The 20,469-nt window shown below is 41.4% G+C and carries 21 protein-coding genes and 1 tRNA gene; 10 read left to right on the top strand and 12 right to left on the bottom strand.

Going from position 1 to position 20,469, the window contains the following annotated elements:
* The first annotated feature begins 8 nt into the window (after positions 1–8).
* Both HC643_RS39485 and HC643_RS39480 read left to right on the top strand, forming a co-directional pair.
* The gene (locus tag HC643_RS39485; RefSeq protein WP_038076273.1) at positions 9–422 is read left to right on the top strand and encodes a hypothetical protein; all 414 of its coding nucleotides are present in this window, start codon (positions 9–11) and stop codon (positions 420–422) included.
* 295 nt (positions 423–717) lie between these two features.
* Positions 718–789: transfer RNA gene (locus tag HC643_RS39480), tRNA-Cys, on the top strand.
* 317 nt (positions 790–1,106) lie between these two features.
* On the opposite strand, the gene HC643_RS39475 is transcribed toward HC643_RS39480, so the two are convergent.
* From HC643_RS39475 to HC643_RS39455, 5 genes are all read right to left on the bottom strand, one after another.
* Entirely contained in the window at positions 1,107–1,520 is a 414-nt protein-coding gene (locus HC643_RS39475) for a PIN domain-containing protein (protein WP_038076274.1), read from the bottom strand.
* The gene (locus HC643_RS39470; protein WP_050046200.1) at positions 1,520–1,768 is read right to left on the bottom strand and encodes a DUF2281 domain-containing protein; all 249 of its coding nucleotides are present in this window, start codon (positions 1,766–1,768) and stop codon (positions 1,520–1,522) included. The genes HC643_RS39475 and HC643_RS39470 overlap by 1 nt, the downstream gene beginning before the upstream one ends.
* Positions 1,769–2,372: 604 nt before the next feature.
* Positions 2,373–3,584: an RNA-guided endonuclease InsQ/TnpB family protein gene (locus tag HC643_RS39465; protein WP_167844594.1), complete on the bottom strand. Its 1,212-nt coding sequence runs from the start codon at positions 3,582–3,584 to the stop codon at positions 2,373–2,375.
* Positions 3,585–3,982: 398 nt separating this feature from the next.
* Entirely contained in the window at positions 3,983–5,746 is a 1,764-nt protein-coding gene (locus tag HC643_RS39460; RefSeq protein ID WP_038080767.1) for a thiamine pyrophosphate-dependent enzyme, read from the bottom strand.
* A gap of 142 nt (positions 5,747–5,888) precedes the next feature.
* The gene (locus tag HC643_RS39455; RefSeq protein ID WP_038080769.1) at positions 5,889–7,106 is read right to left on the bottom strand and encodes a zinc-dependent alcohol dehydrogenase; all 1,218 of its coding nucleotides are present in this window, start codon (positions 7,104–7,106) and stop codon (positions 5,889–5,891) included.
* A gap of 296 nt (positions 7,107–7,402) precedes the next feature.
* On the opposite strand from HC643_RS39455, the gene HC643_RS39450 reads away from it, so the two are divergent.
* A complete protein-coding gene (locus tag HC643_RS39450; RefSeq protein ID WP_038080771.1) occupies positions 7,403–7,870 on the top strand; it encodes a hypothetical protein in 468 nt (155 codons plus the stop codon).
* Between the two features lie 175 nt (positions 7,871–8,045).
* On the opposite strand, the gene HC643_RS39445 is transcribed toward HC643_RS39450, so the two are convergent.
* Positions 8,046–9,086, bottom strand: coding sequence for a hypothetical protein (locus tag HC643_RS39445; protein ID WP_038080773.1), 1,041 nt, complete (start codon positions 9,084–9,086; stop codon positions 8,046–8,048).
* An 85-nt stretch (positions 9,087–9,171) separates the two neighbouring features.
* Between HC643_RS39445 and HC643_RS39440 the strand changes: the two genes are divergently transcribed.
* Positions 9,172–10,440, top strand: a complete 1,269-nt coding sequence (locus HC643_RS39440) for a hypothetical protein (protein ID WP_038080774.1) — start codon at positions 9,172–9,174, stop codon at positions 10,438–10,440.
* Between the two features lie 109 nt (positions 10,441–10,549).
* On the opposite strand, the gene HC643_RS39435 is transcribed toward HC643_RS39440, so the two are convergent.
* From HC643_RS39435 to HC643_RS39420, 4 genes are read right to left on the bottom strand one after another with little or no spacing between them, the layout of a single operon-like run.
* Positions 10,550–11,389, bottom strand: coding sequence for an HNH endonuclease family protein (locus HC643_RS39435; protein WP_063779535.1), 840 nt, complete (start codon positions 11,387–11,389; stop codon positions 10,550–10,552).
* Positions 11,386–12,738, bottom strand: coding sequence for an AAA family ATPase (locus HC643_RS39430; protein ID WP_038080775.1), 1,353 nt, complete (start codon positions 12,736–12,738; stop codon positions 11,386–11,388). Before HC643_RS39430 ends, HC643_RS39435 begins: the two co-directional genes overlap by 4 nt.
* Positions 12,739–12,771: 33 nt before the next feature.
* Positions 12,772–13,164 (bottom strand): PIN domain-containing protein, encoded by a 393-nt coding sequence (locus HC643_RS39425; RefSeq protein WP_202048753.1) that lies wholly within the window; start codon positions 13,162–13,164, stop codon positions 12,772–12,774.
* Positions 13,164–13,427, bottom strand: coding sequence for a UPF0175 family protein (locus tag HC643_RS39420; RefSeq protein ID WP_038080776.1), 264 nt, complete (start codon positions 13,425–13,427; stop codon positions 13,164–13,166). The genes HC643_RS39425 and HC643_RS39420 overlap by 1 nt, the downstream gene beginning before the upstream one ends.
* Before the next feature lie 185 nt (positions 13,428–13,612).
* Here HC643_RS39420 and HC643_RS42755 point away from each other — a divergent pair, with 185 nt between their 5' ends.
* The 5 genes from HC643_RS42755 to HC643_RS39400 all read left to right on the top strand — a co-directional run bounded on the left by HC643_RS42755 (position 13,613) and on the right by HC643_RS39400 (position 17,371).
* Positions 13,613–13,783, top strand: coding sequence for a DUF433 domain-containing protein (locus tag HC643_RS42755; protein ID WP_408019882.1), 171 nt, complete (start codon positions 13,613–13,615; stop codon positions 13,781–13,783).
* Complete coding sequence (locus HC643_RS39415) at positions 13,704–13,913, top strand: DUF433 domain-containing protein (protein ID WP_237266106.1); 210 nt, start codon at positions 13,704–13,706, stop codon at positions 13,911–13,913. The genes HC643_RS42755 and HC643_RS39415 overlap by 80 nt, the downstream gene beginning before the upstream one ends.
* A gap of 100 nt (positions 13,914–14,013) precedes the next feature.
* Positions 14,014–14,652, top strand: coding sequence for a LemA family protein (locus HC643_RS39410; protein ID WP_237266105.1), 639 nt, complete (start codon positions 14,014–14,016; stop codon positions 14,650–14,652).
* A gap of 6 nt (positions 14,653–14,658) precedes the next feature.
* A complete protein-coding gene (locus HC643_RS39405) occupies positions 14,659–16,593 on the top strand; it encodes a M48 family metallopeptidase (RefSeq protein WP_038080777.1) in 1,935 nt (644 codons plus the stop codon).
* A 166-nt stretch (positions 16,594–16,759) separates the two neighbouring features.
* Positions 16,760–17,371 (top strand): pyridoxamine 5'-phosphate oxidase family protein, encoded by a 612-nt coding sequence (locus HC643_RS39400; protein ID WP_038080779.1) that lies wholly within the window; start codon positions 16,760–16,762, stop codon positions 17,369–17,371.
* A gap of 325 nt (positions 17,372–17,696) precedes the next feature.
* Here the strand turns inward: HC643_RS39400 and HC643_RS39395 are convergent, their stop codons facing one another.
* Both HC643_RS39395 and HC643_RS39390 read right to left on the bottom strand, forming a co-directional pair.
* Positions 17,697–17,906 (bottom strand): TOBE domain-containing protein, encoded by a 210-nt coding sequence (locus tag HC643_RS39395; protein ID WP_038080782.1) that lies wholly within the window; start codon positions 17,904–17,906, stop codon positions 17,697–17,699.
* Between the two features lie 89 nt (positions 17,907–17,995).
* A complete protein-coding gene (locus HC643_RS39390) occupies positions 17,996–18,448 on the bottom strand; it encodes a nitrate reductase associated protein (protein WP_038080783.1) in 453 nt (150 codons plus the stop codon).
* A gap of 116 nt (positions 18,449–18,564) precedes the next feature.
* Here HC643_RS39390 and HC643_RS39385 point away from each other — a divergent pair, with 116 nt between their 5' ends.
* Positions 18,565–20,388, top strand: coding sequence for a protein kinase domain-containing protein (locus HC643_RS39385; RefSeq protein WP_038080784.1), 1,824 nt, complete (start codon positions 18,565–18,567; stop codon positions 20,386–20,388).
* The last annotated feature ends 81 nt before the right edge of the window (positions 20,389–20,469 follow it).

Genomic DNA, 20,469 nt, shown 5'->3' with positions numbered 1-20,469 from the left:
ATGCTACTATGCTGATTGCACTTAAGACGCAGTTAAAAATGATATCAGCACAGTCTCTCATTTTGTTAATTGAGTACGCTAGAAGTCGAGAAGCAACGCTCGCGATCGTAGAGTCTACGGAACCGGGAATAACATATCAATGGCAGAGGGAGTGGGGTATGACGGAGTGGCTTGGTGAAACCTTGAGCACTTGCGCCACTCTCACTTTACACGAAGAAAAAGCAGTCCTTTGCTTTGACGCATATTTTGGAAAAGAAGAACACGATAGTTCCTACCCACATCCATTACCACATCCACCCGCACTTCTATTTAGTCAAGAAAGGTCCGTCACTAACCTCAAAGAAGCGCTATTCCTGGAGGATGCTTTCTACAAAAAAGTGACAGAATGGGTAAATAAGAAAGCAAACAAGAGGTTAAGTTAGAAAAGAAAATAGGAGTTAAAAAGGGATAAACCTTACATCACAAGCTTTGATTTGCTTTTTAATGGTTAGTTTAAGTACTCCATCCCGTACCAAACAGTAACAGAGAAGTAGCAATAAAAACCAGGGTAGTTTCTGCCCCATGATAAGGGGGCTGTTAAGCTGTCAAGTTTGAATTTTTGGGGTTGGCTAAAAGAAAAGCATATGCTAGACTAGAAAAGTAGTTTTAAATATAAGTTAATATCTAAACTTAAATTTAGACAAAACAAGTAAAGCTACAAAAGTAGAAGTAAATTATGGCGGCATAGCCAAGTGGTAAGGCAGAGGTCTGCAAAACCTCCATTCCCCAGTTCAAATCTGGGTGCCGCCTTTTCAGTAAAAATAACTCGAAAAACCTCTAGAACCCAGTTCTAGAGGCTTTCTCCCTATTGTCTTCACTTGACAAGACTTGCCAACAACTTCCAGAAAATGACACTCTAGGACACAAGAGAAGACTACGGACGACCAATAAGTCATTGGACACCAAGAGAACTGGCAGATGAAATCATCAAACAAGGCATCATTAAAAGCATATCTGTTCGCCATGTTGGAAGATTATTAGAACAAGCAGAACTTAAACCTCACCAGAATCGCTACTGGTTAACCCCCCCAGAGCAGGCTCTTGAGATACTTCCTTCTAGTATTGCTTCAATGAAACACTTGTGAAAGGATTTGTTTAATAGATAGTACGGGTAAGCTCACCCCAAAAAAATCTGAAATATCACGAGTCACAATCGCATCTAGTTGATTGAGAGTTGCACAGGCAAACTGAACGCCATCTTCAAAATCCTTCAAATTACTGATTAAAGCCTGTTCAATCGTTATGCGATCAACGCAACAAAGCTCCAAACCTGTTAATATAAGCGAAACTGACGAGAGTGCTGTATCTCGACCTTGAGCCTTTTTGACAATATAAAAAACATTTGTCACTGTTGTTGCGGCAATATATCCTTGAATTCGGCTCATTTCAACCATTTCAAATAACGCTATAGCATCCTCTATAAATGGCTCTCGTTCTAGCAGCAGATCCAGGACAATATTAGTGTCGATTAAAACTTTCATTACTGATATTTCTGTATCAAATAATCTGTATACTCTTCCTGGACTTCTGTATCAGTTGGTGTCGAACCAGCCCGTTTAGCAATTCCTCGTAATCCTGTTAACGTTCCTTTAGGAATCTTTGATAATTGCTCTGACCCAAGCTTGAGAGTGGCTTTGTGTCTGATAAACTCTACAAAATCAAGCACCTCATTAGCCTGCTCTTCTGGCATCGCCTTCACAAGTTCATAAATTTTTTGTGCTGTATTCATAGAACATAATTTCCTCAGCTTGTTGTTTTTCTACCAAAACTAGGGTGTTGGGCGTTGGGGAGCCAGTTCGATGGAGGGGTTCCTAGGCTTAAAGTAACTGCAGTCACTTGGCGTGGTAGGGTGTAGGGAGCATTGGAGGAGGAATCCTTGAGGGGTGGCAGCACATCAAGAAAAAAATTTGTGTTTCGAGACGCGCCGCGAGAGAAACACTGCATCGTTATTCCAATCCCATGAGTTAAGTCGTGGGTGAGCAAAACCCCACACCCTACCCCCCTCTAAAAAGTTGCTCGCTTTATCACATAGATTTAAGTATATATTAAGCTATTAAGCAATGCTTGTATTCACCCTGGTATCTCCACCTGACTATGGTAAGCGCTACGGATAAGGTTGCTAGGTAACACAATTCAGGCGATCGGTAACCATTCGTCACAACTTAAATCTTTCACCAATTTGTCAATCTACCCATAGGATGAAAATTAAATCAAAAACCATGAGAGAAAAATCGTTTTTGGGTTAGCGATGCGGAAGTCGCCCCTATAGGAACGCCTAATCTTCGTCTTGAGCATTCATCTTTGTGCTGAAACCCTGTTTGACACTCTCCGCCCTATAAGGGCGAAGATTCTTCAATCACAGACCCAACTTGCTGATACAGGATTTCTCCAGTATGAGTAGAGGTCGAATCTCCTGAAGCGTTCGGATAGTAGATCCAAGTTCCCGTATGCCCTACGGTACTCAAGGCTAATTTCAGAATATTGATAGCGGCATTCGAGTCTCTATCTATTACAAAGCCGCATTCGCAAACATGGGTTCTTGTAGATAAAGATTTTTTGACTATTGCGCCACAACTGAAGCATTCTTGAGAAGTGTAGGCGGGGTTAACCGCAACAGTTATCCTGCCAAACTTCACCCCAAAATACTCCAACCATTTTCTGAATTTATACCAACCAGCATCATTAATAGATTTAGCGAGACAGTGATTTTTCACTAAATTTTTAATCCTCAAATCTTCATAGGATACCAAGTCGTGAGATTGGATTACGCAACGCGCCAGTCTCTTGGCGTGTTCTTCACGTTGCCTACTTATTTTGAGGTGTACTCGCCCTAATTTATTAATAGCTTTCTTACGGTTGGCAGAGCCTTTCTTTTTACGAGAAACGCGCTTTTGTCTAAATTTTAGACGTTTCTCTCCTGTGCGATAAAACCTTGGGTTAGGTTCACTATGTCCATTGCTGTCGGTATAGAATTCTTTAAGTCCTACATCCAAACCAATGGTTTTCCCTGTGGGTTGTGTTTCTAATTTGTTGTCTACACTAATCAGAAATTGAACATAATACCCATCAGCACGACGAACTAATCTAACTCGTTTTACCTGTTCTAATTGGTAGAAGTTTAAATCCCATGTTCCTTTCAGCTTGAGCGTACCAATACCTTTTTTGTCGGTGAAGGTTATTTGTTTCCTGGTCTCGGAAAGTGACCACCCAGAGGTTTTATACTCCACTGAGCGAGAATTTTTCTTGAACTTTGGATATCCCTTTTTACCCGGAACAGACTTTTTGCAGTTGTCGTAAAAACGAGCAATAGAACTATAAGCCCGTTCAATAGAAGCTTGGCAAGCACTAGAATTCAGAGCTTTTACAAATAGGAATTCTCTTCTCAATGACTTACTAAGGCGATACATTTCTTTTTGTCCCACGCCTCGATTATCCATCCAAAAACGGATACTCTTATTGCGAACAAATTGAGCCGTCCTAATCGCCTCATCAATGGCAGTATATTGAGTCGTTTTCCCTTTGGCTTTGAATTCTAAAACAATCATTTTCCGTGGAAAACTTCTACGCAAAATATTATAACACAAATAAAGTCGCCCTAGAAGGGCGAGGCTTTAGACCCATTCTCTTGGTAAAATAAGAGTTTTAACTCAAATAATCCAACTTTAAGAACTGAGAGCTAAATCCAGCATTCGCACAGTGTAATATTATGTTAGTACACCTAAATTCAAAAAACTTTTTGGCTGGGCTCCTCTGCAGAACTGGCTCCCCTACACCCATTTTTTTATTTAGTCACAAATTTAGTTACGATATTCAATTTGTAAATGGAATGTCTTGTAAATAAAGGGTTTTAAAATCTTGTTACGGTCTGCAAAACCTCCATTCCCCAGTTCAAATCTGGGTGCCGCCTTTCAAACAAGTAGTATTGGGTAGCACGGGAAAGATGTTAAATCAATTCTCGTACCTGCTCTATGTTTGAGACACTGACGATATTAGCAGCAAGTTCCTCACGATTGGGTTCACCTCGTTTCAGTGCTTGAGACAGCATGGCAACTTCTTCTGACTTGACAAGTGGTGGAACTTGTGGTTCTAGTGGATCGACGACTGCTTCAACAATAACTGGACCCGATGTAGCAAGTGCAGAGTCAAGGATTGCACCGCAGTGGGCTGGGTTATCTATGGTAAAACCAGTTCCACCACAAGCTTTCGCAAAAGCAGCAAAGTCAATCGGCTGAAGTTCGCAACCAAATTCGGGATTGCCCAGGTGCATCATCTGCTCCCACTTAATTTGCCCCAATGTGCCATTCTTGACAATCACTACCTTGACGGGAAGTTGATATTTAACGCAAGTAACAAACTCTGCCATGAGCATTGAGAAACCACCATCGCCAACAAAGGCGATAGATTCCTGATTGGGATAAGCAATGGCAGCAGCGATCGCATAAGGTAATCCACACCCCATCGAAGCGAGAGTGCCCGATACAGAATGCATCTGTCCCCGCTTGACTGGAATTTGACGTGCCCACCAAGTTGTGTTGGTGCCTGAATCAGCAGACACAATGGCCGTATCGGATAACCGTTGACCCAACTCATACGCCACCACTTGTGGCTTCATCGGTTTATCCTGCTTGGTGCCGCGTTCCCGCATTGTTTGCCGCCACTCATTCATACCAGACTGCGCCTGTTCTAGAAAGCCCCGGTCTTCATTGCGTTTCAGCAGTGGCAACAGTTTTTGCAAAGCAACAGAGCTATCCCCCACCAAACCGACCTCTACAGGATAGCGTAAGCCAATCCGAAATGGATCGATGTCAATCTGCACGCCTCTCGCCTGTCCGGGTTTGGGGTAGTACTCAATATAGGGGAAGGTGCTACCGACAATCAACAGAGTATCGCAGGTCTCCAACGCTTCTTGAGATGGCTTTGTACCAAGTACACCTATTGTCCCTGTTGTGTAGGGACTGTCATCAGGAACCGCTGCCTTACCAAGCAGAGCTTTGATAATTGGCGCTCCCAGCTTCTCGGCTATTTGCTCCAGTTCATCTGTAGCTTCCAATGCCCCACGTCCTGCCAGAATTGCTATCTTTTTACCTGCGTTTAAAACATCTGCTGCTCGCTGTAAATCTTCATTGCTAGGTAATAAAACACTGCGGGCTTTTACATTCGATACGTGATGGGGCAGGTTACGCATTGAACCTTTTTTCTCAACACTTTGGGATTGGAAATCCAACGGGAAATTGATGTGAGCCACACTCCGATAATTGAGGGCAGCACGGCAAGCTAAATTGGCGACATTTTCAACGTGTGTCGGACCCATAACACGGGCATTGTATACGGCAACATCCATGAAAACCTTATCCAAGTCCACATCTTGTTGGGAGTGTGTGTTGATGAGGTCGTGATAGTGATGTCCCGTGATTGCTAAAACAGGTTGACCATCTAGCTTCGCGTCATACAAACCATTCAGGAGATGGATGCCACCGGGACCAGAAGTTGCAAGACAAACGCCCAGTTTACCTGTATATTTAGCATAGGCACAAGCCATGAACGCTGCAGCTTCCTCATGACGCACCTGAATAAAACGAATCTGCTCTTGACGATTGCGTAGTGCTTCCATAATGCCATTGATGCCATCACCCGGTAAACCAAAGATGACTTCAACGCCCCAGTCATGAAGTACATTAATGAGGACATCGGCTGCGGTGGTTGTCATAAATTACCTCATTTGCCAGTTTGTTCAAATACGTTGGTCATCAAAGTAACCTCCTCAGGCACCCTAACCCATGTTTTGCATCAATCCACCATCAACGCACAAAGTTGTCCCGTGAATATAACGCCCATCCTTTGAAGACTATCTACTCCACTCCTGGTACCAACTCCACTTTGACCCAGCCTGCTTGCCGCCTATCGAAAGCTTTGTAGGCATCAATTACAGAGGTTAGGGGTTGCACCTGGGTTAAGATTTGAGCCGGATCTATCGCCCCACCCCGCACCAGATCCACTAGTGTTGGAATGTATTTGCGGTGGTTGCAGTTGCCCATCTTGATAGTCAGGTTTCTATTCATCGCCATACCGATGGGGAAAAACTTGTGTGTTAGCGGATACACACCAATAATTGAAAGCGTTCCTGCCTTTGCCAATGCCTGTACTGCCCATTCCAACACTTGTGAGGGTGCATTACCTGGATGCCAGTTACCATTTTGTGGGTTGGTTTGCGGGGCAATTTGTTGAACTTCTTGCTGGAATTGCTGTGATTGTTGCTGTGCTTTTGAAGCCGCCGGACCACTGTTAGGAGCTACAGCATCCACGCCGACTGCATCGATCGCCCGGTCTACGCCAATTCCACCTGTTAAACTTTGGATAACCTCAATCGGGTCTTCTTTGTTGAAGTCAATTACCTCGGCTCCTTGGGAACGCGCCATTTCCAAACGTGAGGGAATCGTATCCACGGCAAAAATCCGTCCGGCACCTAATAATTGAGCACTGGCGATGGCAAACTGACCCACCGGACCGCAACCAAAGATAGCAACTGTATCCCCCGGTTCAATTTCTGCTAGTTCTGCCCCAAAATAAGCGGTCGGAAAAATATCTGATATTAAAATTGCCTGGTCGTCATCCACTTCTTTGGGCAGTTTCACCAGCCCCACGTTGGCATAAGGAATGCGGGCATACTCTGCTTGCAATCCGTTGAAAGGACCACTGACTTGGGGACCGCCAAAGAAGGCTGTTCCCGCTTGAGGTCCGTTGGGATTGGCATTGTCACACTGGGAGTGATAGCCAGACCGACAATAAGAGCAGTAACCACAAGCAATGGTGGAAGGAACCACAACGCGGTCTCCTACCTTCAAATTTCGCACATTGGAACCAATTTCTTGCACCACACCCACAGCTTCGTGTCCCAGAATCGTTCCTGGTTTCATTCCCGGAAATGTTCCCCGAATCATGTGCAAATCGGTACCACAAATTGCGCTAGCAGTTACCTGGATGATCGCGTCGGTTGGTTCTTGAATTTTGGGTTCGGGTACGTCGTCCAGACGAATATCGCCAATACCGTGAAAAACCACTGCTTTCATAAATTGTGCTCCGTAGGAATGTGGCAGCTGTTGCCAAGCTAAAAAATTCTGCTGTTGTTACTGGCTGCTTTATCGGAACAACTAGCGATTTCATCCTAGAAATCTTAAGTTGTCTTTCCCTCTAACTTATGAAGCATGAAAATCATCAAGCTGGTCTACCCATTGAAAGAATTCGTGTAAAGCTGAGATGTAAAATTAAACACAAGCGTCAATACGGTTCAGATAAGACTCGATCCCCCTAGCCCCCAGGGCTGTTTCATTCGATAACAAGATAAAATTTGTCAAGGGTGTTGGCGATGTTTTTTGGGACAGAAGTGATGGAAAACCTACATTTCCATCCGGAAAAAACGTTGGAGATTAGGACAATGAATTGTCAGGACATCTTGGTAAATCGTTACTTAGAGATTACTGAAATAAGTGCAGCTATCTCCCATATATATGGATTAAGTCAGTCTGAAGTTTTTGTATTAGAAGAAATGCCCTTCGATCCAATTTCAGATTGCATTCGGATATTATGCCAAGTCCAAGATATTGATGGAGATTTTAAACAATTGATTTCAATTTATATTAAAGATGATTCTTTAACAAAATTTTCTATTAATGAAGTAGTGGAAAGTTTTTGCGATATCTGTAAGTGTGTATGTTTAATTTCCGATCTTTCCGATAATCCTTACTCTATGATAATGGTAAAAGGTAAAAGTAATGTTCGGATAGTATATTTGTCAGCACAACTTTTGGAAGAAGAAAAATATGTTTTAATTTAATGCAATTGTACAAACTAGAGGAAGAAAAAGTACTTATTATGCTAGAACTCAAAGTTTGTAGCCTGGTTTCTATTACCAGGCTTTTTATTTCACAATTACGGAAATACTTGTCTGCAACTTCATCATTTCCCCAAATGCCAGAAAACACCTCTGATGCTACCCATTACCCCACTTGCTACGTATAGTTTGTGCTACCCAATAAAATTGCGTCAATTCCATCCTGCACTCGCATCAATTCCCGATACTGCTCGTCAATCCAAGCTTTTTCCGCTTCACGTTGTTCTATTGTTTCTTGACGATACCTGACTTGTCGATCGAGGAAATCACTGTAAAATGTTAGTCCTTGCTCAACTGCTTGTTCAACTAATTTGACAAACTCATCAAAAATAGTAGTAACAATTGTTTCCAATTTTGTCAAAACTTCCTTCGAGCATTTATCAAACTGCTCCCAACTAATACCTAAAACACCCTGCTTGGCTAAAGTATCGGCGGTATTGTCCAAAGCATCAACCAAAGATTTAACATTTACGGGGAGAATATAAAAGCGTTCGCTAAATGCTCTTTCGACTAGATTAGCTATTGTTGAAGCAATTGAGTTAAACTGAGTAACCAGTTCTTTTGCCTGTTGTTTATCTAATTGTCCAATACATCTTTGAAGAAATGGGATGTGAGTTTCAAGTTCGCTCCCGACGAGTAAGTTGATACTATCGATAATAACGCTTTGTAATACTTTTATCTGAGCTTGTAATTCACAACGTAACCTTATAATAAAGCTATCCTTTTCAAAAACACTTAACGCATTTTTGAATTTCTGCTTATTATCATAAAAATGTTTGTCTTTAATCAGCAATTCTCGTTTGTACCAATCATTCTTAACTTGGTTAATCACTTCAGATTTATATTGTCTGCTTAAATGACGTACTCTAATATTACACCCACTTACATCTCCTATTTTTCCCCATATTTCATAAGTAGATATTTCAGCTACTCTTTGCTTGCTATCCCAAACGTCCTCAGTATGAGCCAAATCATCAAAACATACTTTCATCAAAGTTTTGAGTCGAGTAGCTGATTGCTGAATTTCTTTAAAACAGGGGGTAAAAGATTGTTTCAACTGAGCTACAGATTGCTTAGTTTCTGGTGAGTTTTGTTCATTCTTCAAAACTGGCTCTATAGATTGAGTAATCCTTTGAAAGCTCATTAAATATTCATTCATCCGTGTAATCTCCGATGCTTTTCGTAGCTCTTAATTAATACAATTGAAATCAATAATTTTTCAAATACTAATCAAATTAAGTACTATGTTTTTTGTATTTCGCCCAGAACATATGATTGGTCTTGCTAATGGTACTCTTAAACAAGTTGTATCATCCTCAGGGATTCCACTGAGTATGGTTAGAGATGCAAACACAGGTCATATTGTTGGTCATGCTGTTGGTGTAATAACTGAGCCATTTTTAGCTCTTCCACAGTTGATCATGGATAGCGCACAGATGATTCAAGTTCATAGAGGTTTTCAAAAAACTTATGAAAAACTGGATTTAATTCAGTCAAGCTTGACTACCATCAACACTAATATTAGTGTTTTGCAAGCAACTACAGCTTTGATTGGTGTAGGAGCTGTAGCAGGATTGGCACTGTCAGCAGTAAACTTGCACCAAATATTGAGATTAAGAGAAGATATAAAGCAATTGAAATTGGAAGTTAAACATGGATTTATTGATTTAAAAAAAGCTTTAGACGATCGGGGTAAAGAAATCATCAATCATATTGATAGAGTTGCTCAAGATATTAAGTTTGAGCAACATCGTTTAGTTATGATTCAGGCATATGGGAAATTTCAGGCAGCACTTAATTTAATTAAAACTGCTTTAAAGACAGAGGCGAGTATCCGAAATACTGATTTAGCAACCGCACGGCATTTATTAACAGATGCTTTAGAACAATATCGAAATCAGCACTTGTTATCTGAAACGCGTGCAGCTGGATATCTTCGTAGAGTTGAATGTTCTTGGGCTATCGATCAGACTATTATCTTAACATATCAGTTGCAGAACCAGCCTACTGCTGTAAGCGATCGCCTCATCCAACTTCAGGAGAAAATCCGTCAAGATAGCCTCTCTGTTGTAGAGCAATGTGAATCTGAAGAAGAACTAGATTTTCTATTTCCGGAAATCGCTCAAATTTGCGATCGTGATTTAATCTTATTAGAATCTTGGCAACATCATGTTGATTGGATACAAAGTTTATCTCCAGATGAAAGGCAATTGATAGCAAAGTCAAATAATCAATTTGATGAGGTTTACGAAGATAATCAAAACACAATACAGATAGCTGAACCTGAAGAAATCTCACTTTACGATCGGTTAAAGCAAAAATCACATTATTTATCTCTACGGGATCAACTAAAATTTATGATTCTACCTAATTCACGGAAGGAGTACGAAACTTATATAACTCAACAAGCGTTAGCAACTAAATACAAAGGTTTTGCTCCTTCTAATTGGCAAGAATTACCGGACTTAACTGTTGCTAACCTTTACTGGTACTTTAAAGCAAAAAAACAATAAATTCTAGTAACTAAATTTAGTACTTTATGTCATTGCGCTGTTTTTCTCTAATTTATAAGAATTGCAAGACATAAAAGCTTTTGTGCTATCTGCCTCCAAACTTCTGTCTTCATATACTAGGCAATTCGTCAACACGAACAAATGCTGCATACTCTGAGCTTTGCTTGCTGAATTCTTTTAGAAGTGCGATCGCATCTGGTTCTTGAAAATGATGAGCAAGAATGGGGAGAACGTGAATACGAGCAAAAGCACTGTATTCAGCGCTTGGCTGGCAATGCTCTAAAAGCAATGCTATTGCTTGAGAGTTACCAGTTTGCAAAGCAATTGTTAGTATACTTAGTATTTGTTGGACGTATTTAGTTCGATGCTTTATGAGTTCTTTTCTAGTACCACGAATAGAGTTTAGATCGAAAACTTGCTCAACCACTTTTCCTCGTGTATCAAGACCGATGACTATTGCGCCATCTACATTATCCCAAGAAAAATGAAGATGTTTATTAATATCTGTAACACTATCAGTTGGATTTATTAACATAGATTTGCCATTTGAATCCAGAGGAAATTGTGTACCTTTGTGACTGGCATCATTACATTTCTCACAGGAAAGTAAAAGATTACTCCACTCAAACGTCAAATGAATGCATCTTGGGTTAACTTTTGGGCAAAAGTGTTCGATATCCCCATATCCTGTAGTGGTCACTTTACTTTCACAGTAAGCGCATTTCCCATAAAACATTTGCTCCAACAAGTCTTTAATTTCCTTATGTCTATACTTATTCTTCGCCTTTTCAATATTTTTTTCAGCTTTAGCTATTTCTTCTCTTGTAGCAGTAGGATTAGCTTTAACAGTCTGTAAATGAGCTATAGCTGCCTGCAAATTTGCTAACCATTTCGCAGCATTTCGTTTTAAAACTGTTGGTGGTTGTTTTGGTCTAGATACGGGTATCAAGGCAAATTTGCCTCCAAGAAAGCTCTAGTTCGAGCTTCTAAACTCCCTGGTTCGGGAAGACCGCCAACAGGTTGTGCTGCTTTCATAAATTGCCTTAAATGTTCGTACTCCTTAGATTCTTGTTCTAAAAGGTTGTCTCTTTTATCCCTAAGTTCGTAATAACGATTCATTTTCGCTTGAGTTTCCGGGGAGTAAGTAGATTCTAAACCAAAAGCAGAGCTTCTTAAAATAGAGTCAGAATCGTAAGCTGATACATTTTGAACTTGTTTAACCTCAATTTCACCGTTTACCAATTCTAAGCGCAAAGTTAAAGCATCGTCTCCTCCTCCTGCGGCTACTAAAGGACTATGGGTGGCAACAATAAATTGAAGATAGGGAAAAACCTGCCGCAACCAACCAGCAATTTGTCTTTGCCATGATGGGTGTAAGTGAATATCTAACTCATCTATTAAAACTACACCAGATGCTTGGGTTGGATCTTCCAAATCTGGAAAAGCTTGAAGCAATCGCCAGATTAAATCTCCTGCTAGGGCTATGACGCTACGATAACCATCAGACAAATTAATAGTTGAAACCTTTTGACCATTAACTGTGAATTGAATCAGACCATCAATGGTGACTTCAGCGATTTGAGCATCTCCAGGAAGAAGACTTTCAATAACTTTTTCCCCTACTTCTCGCATTCGTCGCGCTTTAGCATCCTCTGGATTTTTAGCAATACGAAATTCTAAATAGACCATCCATCTTTCAAAAGAACTTAAAGCACTATCTTCATCAAACTGAGTAATGAAATTGCTAGAACGTTTTGCTGGTTCTAAACTAGGTATCAAGACTTGACTCACTCGAGTTAATCGACGAAAAGCTCCATAACCGACAGAAAACCACCCTTTACTGTCTGAAGCAAAAGCATTTGTTCGCAACCAACTCAAGATTTTCGAGGGTTCTTCAATGAGTGCTGGTTCAGTGTATGTTTCCTTTTCTTTTCCTACTTGGACAGGTACTCCACCTGTTACAAAGTAAGAATAGGCAAATGTATGCCTCCTTTTATCTTCCCCGAAACTACCTGCATCAGTTTCTTCTTTGTGTAAAACAGCACTTAATTTTCCCGGAATAGAGGGGTTGCGAACCCAACCAGTAGGACGAGGAAGAAGTTCTTTCGCTGCTTCGGGACCCGCTAACAGTAGTGCAAGTGCTTGCAGCAACGTACTTTTTCCTACTCCATTCTCACCCAGTAAAGTAATCCAAGAATAAGGTTTTGCTCTCTGACCCGTGGCTTGCTTATGAGTAAAGAATATTTTTTCTTCTCGAAAGCACTTAATGTTCGAGAGCGTTATGCTTTCTACCCACATTTTCGTTGTCCTTTAATCTCAACTATAGCGATCCTATTTGATTTGTGAGGATTGCGGAGCAGCATCTTTCAAAATACCCAACAATCCAATAATTTTTAAACCTCTTTCTATAGCTATGTGTCTTGCTGCTTTATCATCTAAAATGACCAATTCAGCTTTGATTTGCTCTGCTAATAAAATTGCTTCTCGCTCACCAGGATCGAGTTTTTCCAATCCTAAGAATTTACCTACTTGTACTGTCTGAATTTGTAGCCAATCGGGAGGTTTAGCAATCCAATTCCGAACAACAAGGGGTGACTCAGGAGCATTTAGCTCATCAGCTACACCTTGGGGAATTATAATGACACGGTAAAGTTCTTGCAATATGTCAATACGATCGATTAGCAGCAAGTAACAAATTGGGGAAGTATCAGAGACAATAATCATTATGCTCTAAACTCTTTAAGAGTTTGAATATCTCTTTCTAATTCAGTCTCGTCATAATTTAGATAAACACCCATCCGTTTCAAGAAGGCATGGGTTTCTAAACGAGACTTTAACTGGAGTATTTGTCGAACTTCAGATGTACTCATTTCCCCGCAACGGTAAGCATCTGCAACAATTACTTCTAACAGTCTATGAGAAAGACCACCCCATGCTTGGTCTAACCTCTTGGCAATTTCATCAGGAATTTCAATCGTAATTTGCATAGAGTATTTTCAGTTATGATAGTAGTCTTATTCTATTTTAATGGTGTTATCTTGCTTGTTGAGAAGGCAAAAGGTAGATTACTTTCTTCAAATCAGACGAATTCGGGTATTGGGTTTCAACTGAGATAAAAGACGTTACTTTAAATGCAGCATTGTGAGTAGGTATTAACCGATGAGATTCAATAGTGCAGATAATCGAATCTCTTAGCTCAGAAGAGCGTATCTTTTTGCAAGAGCGATTGAGTAGCAAGCCAATTCAAGTAACATTTGACGTATGTGGTGGGCAGCCATGCATTCGTAGTACACGGATTCCTGTGTGGACACCGATCGCTTTTCGGTCAACAAGGAGCAGATGATAAAGAGTTATTACGGAACTATCCTGCCCTAACCACTGATGATTTAACCACTGCATGGGTATACTACGAACAACACCGCGAACAACTAGATCGGGCAATCATTAGCTACACGAATACTTTAGATAAGTAGCAGCAAGCTTGCTGATTTCTACATAATTTTACTCGCAAAAATACGTAATAAATTATACAGATGACAAACCTTGCAGAGTGCCATTAAACTCAATAGTCATATGCAGGTAACTTTTGCTGTATATAACTTAAACTTATACTTGAAAACTATTATGGGAATTGTCATTTTTTTGGGTGTATTGATTGCCACTTTAGCTGTTATCATTGTCAGCAGCTATAATGACCTGGTAAAACTTCGGAATCGCTACAAAAACGCTTTCGCTCAAATTGATATCCAGTTAAAGCGTCGTTACGACCTGATTCCGAATTTGGTTGAAACGGCTAAAGGTTACATCAAGCACGAGCGGGAAACTTTAGAAGCTGTCATTGCTGCTCGGAATTCTGCTATCTCCGCAAGTAGTCGAGCTTCGCAAAATCCGGGCGATCCTCAAGCAATGCAGCAACTGGAAAATGCTGAAGCTGCCTTGGCTGGTGCATTGGGTCGCATTCAAATCATTTCGGAATCTTATCCAGAGTTGAAAGCAGATCAAACCATGAGCCGGGTGATGGAGGAACTGTCTTCAACCGAAAATCGTATCGCTTTTGCGCGTCAATCTTACAATGATTCGGTAACGCTTTACAACACCAAACTAGAAGCATTCCCTAGCAACATTGTGGCAGGTAATTTTAACTTTGTTGCAGCAGCATTGTTGCAAGAAGCCACACCAGAAATAAGAACAGCGCCACGCGTGTCTTTTTAATAGTCTATGAATTTTTTTGAAAATCAGGATCGAGCACGCCAAAACACTCAACAGTTAATCGCGTTGTTTGTTTTATCAATAGTGGCAATTGTTGGAGCAGTTTACATTGTCACGCTGTTTTTTCTCCGCATGGCTCCCAGAATTTGGTGGCATCCACAATTATTTCTGATTGTTGCAGGTGTTACAACGGCTGTCATCGCTCTAGCTAGTTTTTATAAAATAGCTTGTCTCAGCGACGGTGGAGGCGCGATCGCAACAGAGTTGGGTGGAAGATTGCTGATATCGGATATGGCAAATCCCAGCGAGCAGCAGCTGTTGAATATTGTAGAAGAAATGGCGATCGCTTCTGGCATTCCAGTCCCCTTCGTGTATGTCCTTGACTCAGAATTGAGCATCAATGCTTTTGCTGCTGGGTTTACTCCTAACGATGCTGCGATCGGAGTCACCCGTGGTTGTCTGGAACAACTCAACCGGGATGAGTTGCAAGGTGTGATTGGTCATGAGTTCAGCCATATTCTCAATGGGGATATGCGTCTGAATTTGCGTTTGGTAGGATTGCTCCACGGCATTTTATTCCTTTACCTAACAGGAGTCTTTATTCTGCGTTTTCGCAGCAGCTACCGTAGCGAGAACAAAGGTTTGTGGGCATTTGGTTTGGGATTGATGTTAATAGGAGGTGTGGGATTGTTCTGCGGACGCTTGATTAAAGCAGCCGTTTCCCGACAACGAGAATTTCTTGCTGATGCTTCAGCCGTCCAATTTACCCGTAACGCTGACGGTATTGCAGGGGCGCTTGAAAAGCTAGAAAGAAGGGGGTCGGGGCTTTATTCTCCCGCAGCTGAAGCCGCAAGTCATATGTTTTTTGGCAATGCGCTTGAGATCTCTTTTTGGGAAAGTCTGTTAGCAACTCATCCACCTCTTTCCGAGCGTATCCATCGCATCCGTGGCTTGAACTACAAACCATCTGGAACTTATGCTCGCAAACCTTCTCATTCTCACGAATCAGCAATGGGCTTTGCTGGTAGCAGCCCTTCTAGCACGGGTTCTAGCGTGAGTGCTTCTGTTTCCCCAGAACAGGTTGTTAACCAAGTGGGAAGAGTTGCTCCAGAGCATTTTACTTATGCTCAAAAGATACTAGCAGATTTACCAGAGTCCCTGCGATTGGGCGTGCAAAAGCAACAAAGTGCAATAGCTATTGTGTACGCACTGGGATTAAATCATTCAAATGCGCAAGTGCGCGATCGCCAACTTGACTGGTTGAAAGAAGTACAACCTGCGGAGTTAGTAGAAGAAACGCTATTGTTTGTTGAGCAAATAGCCTCTTTAGATTCCGGGATGCGCTTACCTCTTTTGGATTTAGCAGTACCCGCACTGCGTCAATCGTCTCCTAAGGAGTGCCAGCAAATCTGCAAATGTATTAAGGGTTTGATTAAATTGGGTGGAGATTTGTCACTGTGGGAATTTGTGTTGCAGTTAGTGCTGTGGCACCGTCTTGAACCTTGCATCCATCCAGAGTCTTCATCCAAAGTCGAGCAATTTGACAACATACAAGAGGTTTGGTCAGATTGTATCCTCGTGCTTTCTGCACTAGCAAAAGTCGGACACTCTCAACCTGATGCTGCCACCTACGCATTTCGCAGTGGGGTTTTTAGACTTCCTAAACCAGGGCAACAAGAACAACCAGAAGTACCGATCGCTTGTAACTTTGCTGGAATGAAGAAAAGCCTCGATCGCCTGCGCCTTGCCAGTCCCAAACTAAAGCAAGCAGTGGTTGATGCTTGCGCTCATACCGTGATGGTTGATAATCAAGTCACTCCCCAAGAAGCTGATTTATTGCGGGCGATCGTCATTACTTTGGATTGTCCCATGCCTCCATTTTTAATTCCCCGTAAGGTTTCTAAAAAGGGAAAATCCAGTGTTGAGAAACAACCATTAAGTTGAGGGTGTGGCTCAATTCCTACTGCGTGACGGATGGGGTATTGCGGCATTTTGATAAAATAGTTTGACTTATTGACACTGTACCGTTCGTTCGGTATAGTAATTTTAGGTTCCAAAATTCAAACGTATAGTTAGCATCATAGAACTCGTTACAGCTTAGGAGGATATTATGCCACGTAAGTTTGGAGAAATTGCCTTTACCCCTGAAGTCCAAGCCGCGCAAACACAACGTGGCTCGCGGCAGTCTTACGAAAAATATATTGCTAACGGTCCTGCAAACGATACTATTACTTCCAAAGTTGAGGAATTTATTGCTCAATTAAATGGGTTTTATTTGGGAACCGTGGGTTCTAACGGGTATCCCTACATCCAGTTTCGAGGAGGTCCTCCCGGTTTTCTGAAAGTACTGGACGAGAAGACGTTGGGCTTTGCTGATTTTTCAGGAAATGTGCAATACATTACGGTGGGCAATCTCTCAGGCAATGATAAAGCGTTTTTGTTTTTGATGGATTATCGCCACCGCAGACGTATCAAAATTTGGGGCAGAGCGCAGTACGTTGAAGGGGATTCACAATGGACTGAAAAACTCCAAATACCGGGTTATCCTGCCAAAGTGGAACGCTCAATTCTCTTTCATGTGGAAGCCATTAGTGAGAACTGTCCCCAACATATTCCGATTCGCTATTCGGAAACCGAAGTCGAAGCAATGATGGCTCCGTTGCAAGCCCGAATTGCGGAGTTAGAACAACAGTTGAGCGATCGTGCTTCCCAACCGCTATAGTGGTGCAGCAATCCTGTTGTAGATCTGAATGAGGGGGACAAGGGAGAGGGGGGAGATAAGGGAGACAAGGGGACAAGGAAGACAAGGAAGTGGTGTTTGTAACGTATTTATGACTGCTATGTTTAGCTAACAAAGCGTAATGGTATCTATAAGGATTGCGATTGGGCGGCTGTAGAACTCTCACAGGAAAATTGACTGCTTCATCTAGGGATCTCTTCCCGAAAAGAGCGATCGCATAAGCGACCTCATACAATGAAGCTATCTTCAATTTTCACTCTTTCAAGTCAGAGTTCCACAACCTGTGACACGAGATTAAGGAAAACTCTTAATCAATAGCAACCATGACATCTGATGATTTAATGATGGCGTATGCTTGTTTTCCTTCTGTCAGTTGAAGCTTCTCGGCTGAAGATTTAGTGATAATTGAAATAACTTCAACACCCGGAGCAATTTCCAAGGTTACTTCGGTATTAACGGCTCCTTCTACAACTTTTTTTACTGTTGCTTTAAGTGAATTACGAGCACTGACTTGCATTTTGGTTGATGTTCCCTGTATCAATTTAACTGGATCATCCTAACAAATTCTATCTTGGGTACTTAAGTTTTTATATTATTTTAACAATTTTAGATAACGTGAAATTCTTTAAGGGCAGGTAAAAAATTTTTATTTTCATGACTGGAACGACTGAGTTTAATCAGTGCAAATCGCTGTACGGGGAGTAAATTTTCCCATTGATGTGGGGTCATTGCGATATCAAACTCCCGTGCTTTATTCTTAACACTCTCAGGTATATTTTGGTCGTCCATCCAGGGTGGGTTTTCTTCCACGGGCAAATCAGTTGCTAACTCGCCAGTATGATTTTGAACTAATTGGCGTAAAAATTCTCGGTACTCTTGGATAGTTTCTTCTGTATTGCAGGGTCGTTCTACAAGGGTTTGACGTTCTTCTTGACTGAATTGGTTCCATTGATTGAGTTTCAGCTTGATACCACACGTATCCAACTTCAAGCGCACCTGCATGGGAATACAGCGCAGTGAGTCAACAAAATCAGCTTCAAATTCAAAGAAATGAGTCATATGAGGATTTTGGATTGGGGATTGCTGGTCAGTATACCAATTCCAAGAAGGTGATAGATAGTATAGACATAGGTAAGCTATCGATCGCCAATCACCGATCCCTGTTAAAGACGCAAATGCTGCTGAATAACCGCTATCGAATTCTTCGCACATTGGGAAGTGGAGGATTTGGAGAAACTTCCCTAGCGGAAGATACTCAAATGCCCTCACTCCGACGTTGTGTGATTAAACAACTAAAACCCATTCATGATAATCCTCAAATTTACCAACTCGTGCAAGAGCGGTTTCACAGAGAAGCAGCGATTTTGGAAGAGTTGGGTGGAAACAGTGACCAAATTCCAACTCTGTATGCTTATTTTCAGTTGGACGATCGCTTTTACTTAGTGCAAGAATATGTTGAAGGTGATACCCTCACAGCTAAGCTCAGACAACACGGGATATTGAGTGAAAACACTGTTGCGGGGATTTTAGCTAGTTTATTACCTGTTCTGGAGTACGTACACTCAAAGAAAATCGTTCATCGCGATATCAAACCAGATAACATTATTTTACGTCACCGAGATGGCAAACCCGTACTCATTGATTTTGGCGCGGTACGAGAAACAATGGGAACTGCGCTGAATTCCCAAGGTAACCCAACCAGCTCGATTATCATTGGGACACCAGGGTATATGCCCAGCGAACAAGCAATGGGCAGACCAATTTATGCTAGCGATCTTTACAGCTTGGGGCTGACAGCTATTTATCTTTTAACAGGGAAATCACCACAAGAGTTAGAAACACACCCAAGTACTGGAGAACTTGTTTGGCAATCTCATGTCATAAATGTTAGCGCAACAACGGCAGCCCTACTCAATCGAGCGATCGCTTACCATCCACGAGACCGATTTTCCAGCGCGAGGGAAATGCTGCAAGCATTGCAGACTGGAAGTTTATCAATTCTTCCTACGACTCCTTTAACACAACCACCATCTTTCACTCCTCCATTACCAACAAAATCTCAAGAAACTCTTCTTTTCAACTCAGGAGTTTCTTCCCGTGAAACTTCTCTTTATAATAACCGACAGAGGGGAGGACTTGCTCTTAGCATCATTGCAGCGGCGGCTGTGATAGGAGCTTCTGTTATTATTGGTCTTGCATTAACAAGAACTCCTCCATCTGTAGAACAGCCAAGCACTTCATTAGGAACGCCTTCTCAAGCAACTCCTAATATTTCTCTCTCTCCCAAATCTCAAGTGACGGACAATGCGAGTTCCGGCTCAACTTCTTCACCACAAAAAACACCAATACCTACAAAACAAAATGCAAACAAAGCTAATTTTCCTCATGCGTTTTATTTTCTTGCCGATTCTGCCTATCCAAATTCACAAACTGCTTTGATGCAAGTGAAAGCTTTACAGGCTGTTGGTTATTCTCAAGCTGGAATGTTTCGGATTCCAGAATATCCAAATTTGTCAGGTAAGGAGTTATTTGAAGTTTATGTAGCTCAATTTAGCGATCGCAACAATTGTATCGATTTGTTAAGAACCTACGGACAAGCTAACTCCAATGCTTATTGTGCGTTTGCCAGTAAAGATCCGAATGCACCACCAGAACGGCTATATTTTCAAGAAATTTCCACATCATCTTCAGATACATTTCGAGATACAAATACAACCAAAAATGATTATTTCTGGCTTTCTGAAAGAGAAGTCACCGATACAGATTTAGATGGGAAAGATGGTTTTGAGCTAGATATTATGAGAAATACCATTTTTGCACGTCACGGTCGCCGTTTTCAGACTGCTGGTTTACAAAAGTATTTTGATGGAAAGCCGTGGTATCGCCCAAAATACTCGCCAGATAATTTTCCTAATGAATTATTATCGAATGTAGAAAGGTGGAATGTAGATTATATCAATAAATATCAGGATCGTTACAATCGGAGATATTTTCGATGATCGTGACTGTTGACGAATTTACCAATTCTATATGAGGTTGCGCTTAAAATTCCCTCACATTAGAAATGTGGGACTATACAA

The sequence above is a fragment of the Tolypothrix bouteillei VB521301 genome (assembly GCF_000760695.4).
GTDB classification, from domain to species: Bacteria; Cyanobacteriota; Cyanobacteriia; order Cyanobacteriales; family Nostocaceae; genus Scytonema; species Scytonema bouteillei_A.
Note: the sequence above shows the minus strand (reverse complement) of the source record. Positions and strands in the feature narration are given on the sequence as shown.

Excerpts from the sequence above, each read along its gene's own strand:
- HC643_RS39475 (WP_038076274.1), bottom strand. The coding sequence starts at position 1,520 with ATGAAAGTTTTAATCGACACTAATATTGTCCTGGATCTGCTGCTAGAA.
- HC643_RS39405 (WP_038080777.1), top strand. The coding sequence starts at position 14,659 with ATGAATTTTTTTGAAAATCAGGATCGAGCACGCCAAAACACTCAACAG.
- HC643_RS39485 (WP_038076273.1), top strand. The coding sequence starts at position 9 with ATGCTGATTGCACTTAAGACGCAGTTAAAAATGATATCAGCACAGTCT.
- HC643_RS39385 (WP_038080784.1), top strand. The coding sequence starts at position 18,565 with ATGCTGCTGAATAACCGCTATCGAATTCTTCGCACATTGGGAAGTGGA.
- HC643_RS39395 (WP_038080782.1), bottom strand. The coding sequence starts at position 17,906 with ATGCAAGTCAGTGCTCGTAATTCACTTAAAGCAACAGTAAAAAAAGTT.
- HC643_RS39400 (WP_038080779.1), top strand. The coding sequence starts at position 16,760 with ATGCCACGTAAGTTTGGAGAAATTGCCTTTACCCCTGAAGTCCAAGCC.
- HC643_RS39440 (WP_038080774.1), top strand. The coding sequence starts at position 9,172 with ATGTTTTTTGTATTTCGCCCAGAACATATGATTGGTCTTGCTAATGGT.
- HC643_RS39455 (WP_038080769.1), bottom strand. The coding sequence starts at position 7,106 with ATGAAAGCAGTGGTTTTTCACGGTATTGGCGATATTCGTCTGGACGAC.
- HC643_RS39460 (WP_038080767.1), bottom strand. The coding sequence starts at position 5,746 with ATGACAACCACCGCAGCCGATGTCCTCATTAATGTACTTCATGACTGG.
- HC643_RS39465 (WP_167844594.1), bottom strand. The coding sequence starts at position 3,584 with ATGATTGTTTTAGAATTCAAAGCCAAAGGGAAAACGACTCAATATACT.
- HC643_RS39390 (WP_038080783.1), bottom strand. The coding sequence starts at position 18,448 with ATGACTCATTTCTTTGAATTTGAAGCTGATTTTGTTGACTCACTGCGC.
- HC643_RS39445 (WP_038080773.1), bottom strand. The coding sequence starts at position 9,086 with ATGAATGAATATTTAATGAGCTTTCAAAGGATTACTCAATCTATAGAG.
- HC643_RS39470 (WP_050046200.1), bottom strand. The coding sequence starts at position 1,768 with ATGAATACAGCACAAAAAATTTATGAACTTGTGAAGGCGATGCCAGAA.
- HC643_RS39450 (WP_038080771.1), top strand. The coding sequence starts at position 7,403 with ATGTTTTTTGGGACAGAAGTGATGGAAAACCTACATTTCCATCCGGAA.
- HC643_RS39425 (WP_202048753.1), bottom strand. The coding sequence starts at position 13,164 with ATGATTATTGTCTCTGATACTTCCCCAATTTGTTACTTGCTGCTAATC.
- HC643_RS39420 (WP_038080776.1), bottom strand. The coding sequence starts at position 13,427 with ATGCAAATTACGATTGAAATTCCTGATGAAATTGCCAAGAGGTTAGAC.
- HC643_RS39410 (WP_237266105.1), top strand. The coding sequence starts at position 14,014 with ATGCAGGTAACTTTTGCTGTATATAACTTAAACTTATACTTGAAAACT.
- HC643_RS39430 (WP_038080775.1), bottom strand. The coding sequence starts at position 12,738 with ATGTGGGTAGAAAGCATAACGCTCTCGAACATTAAGTGCTTTCGAGAA.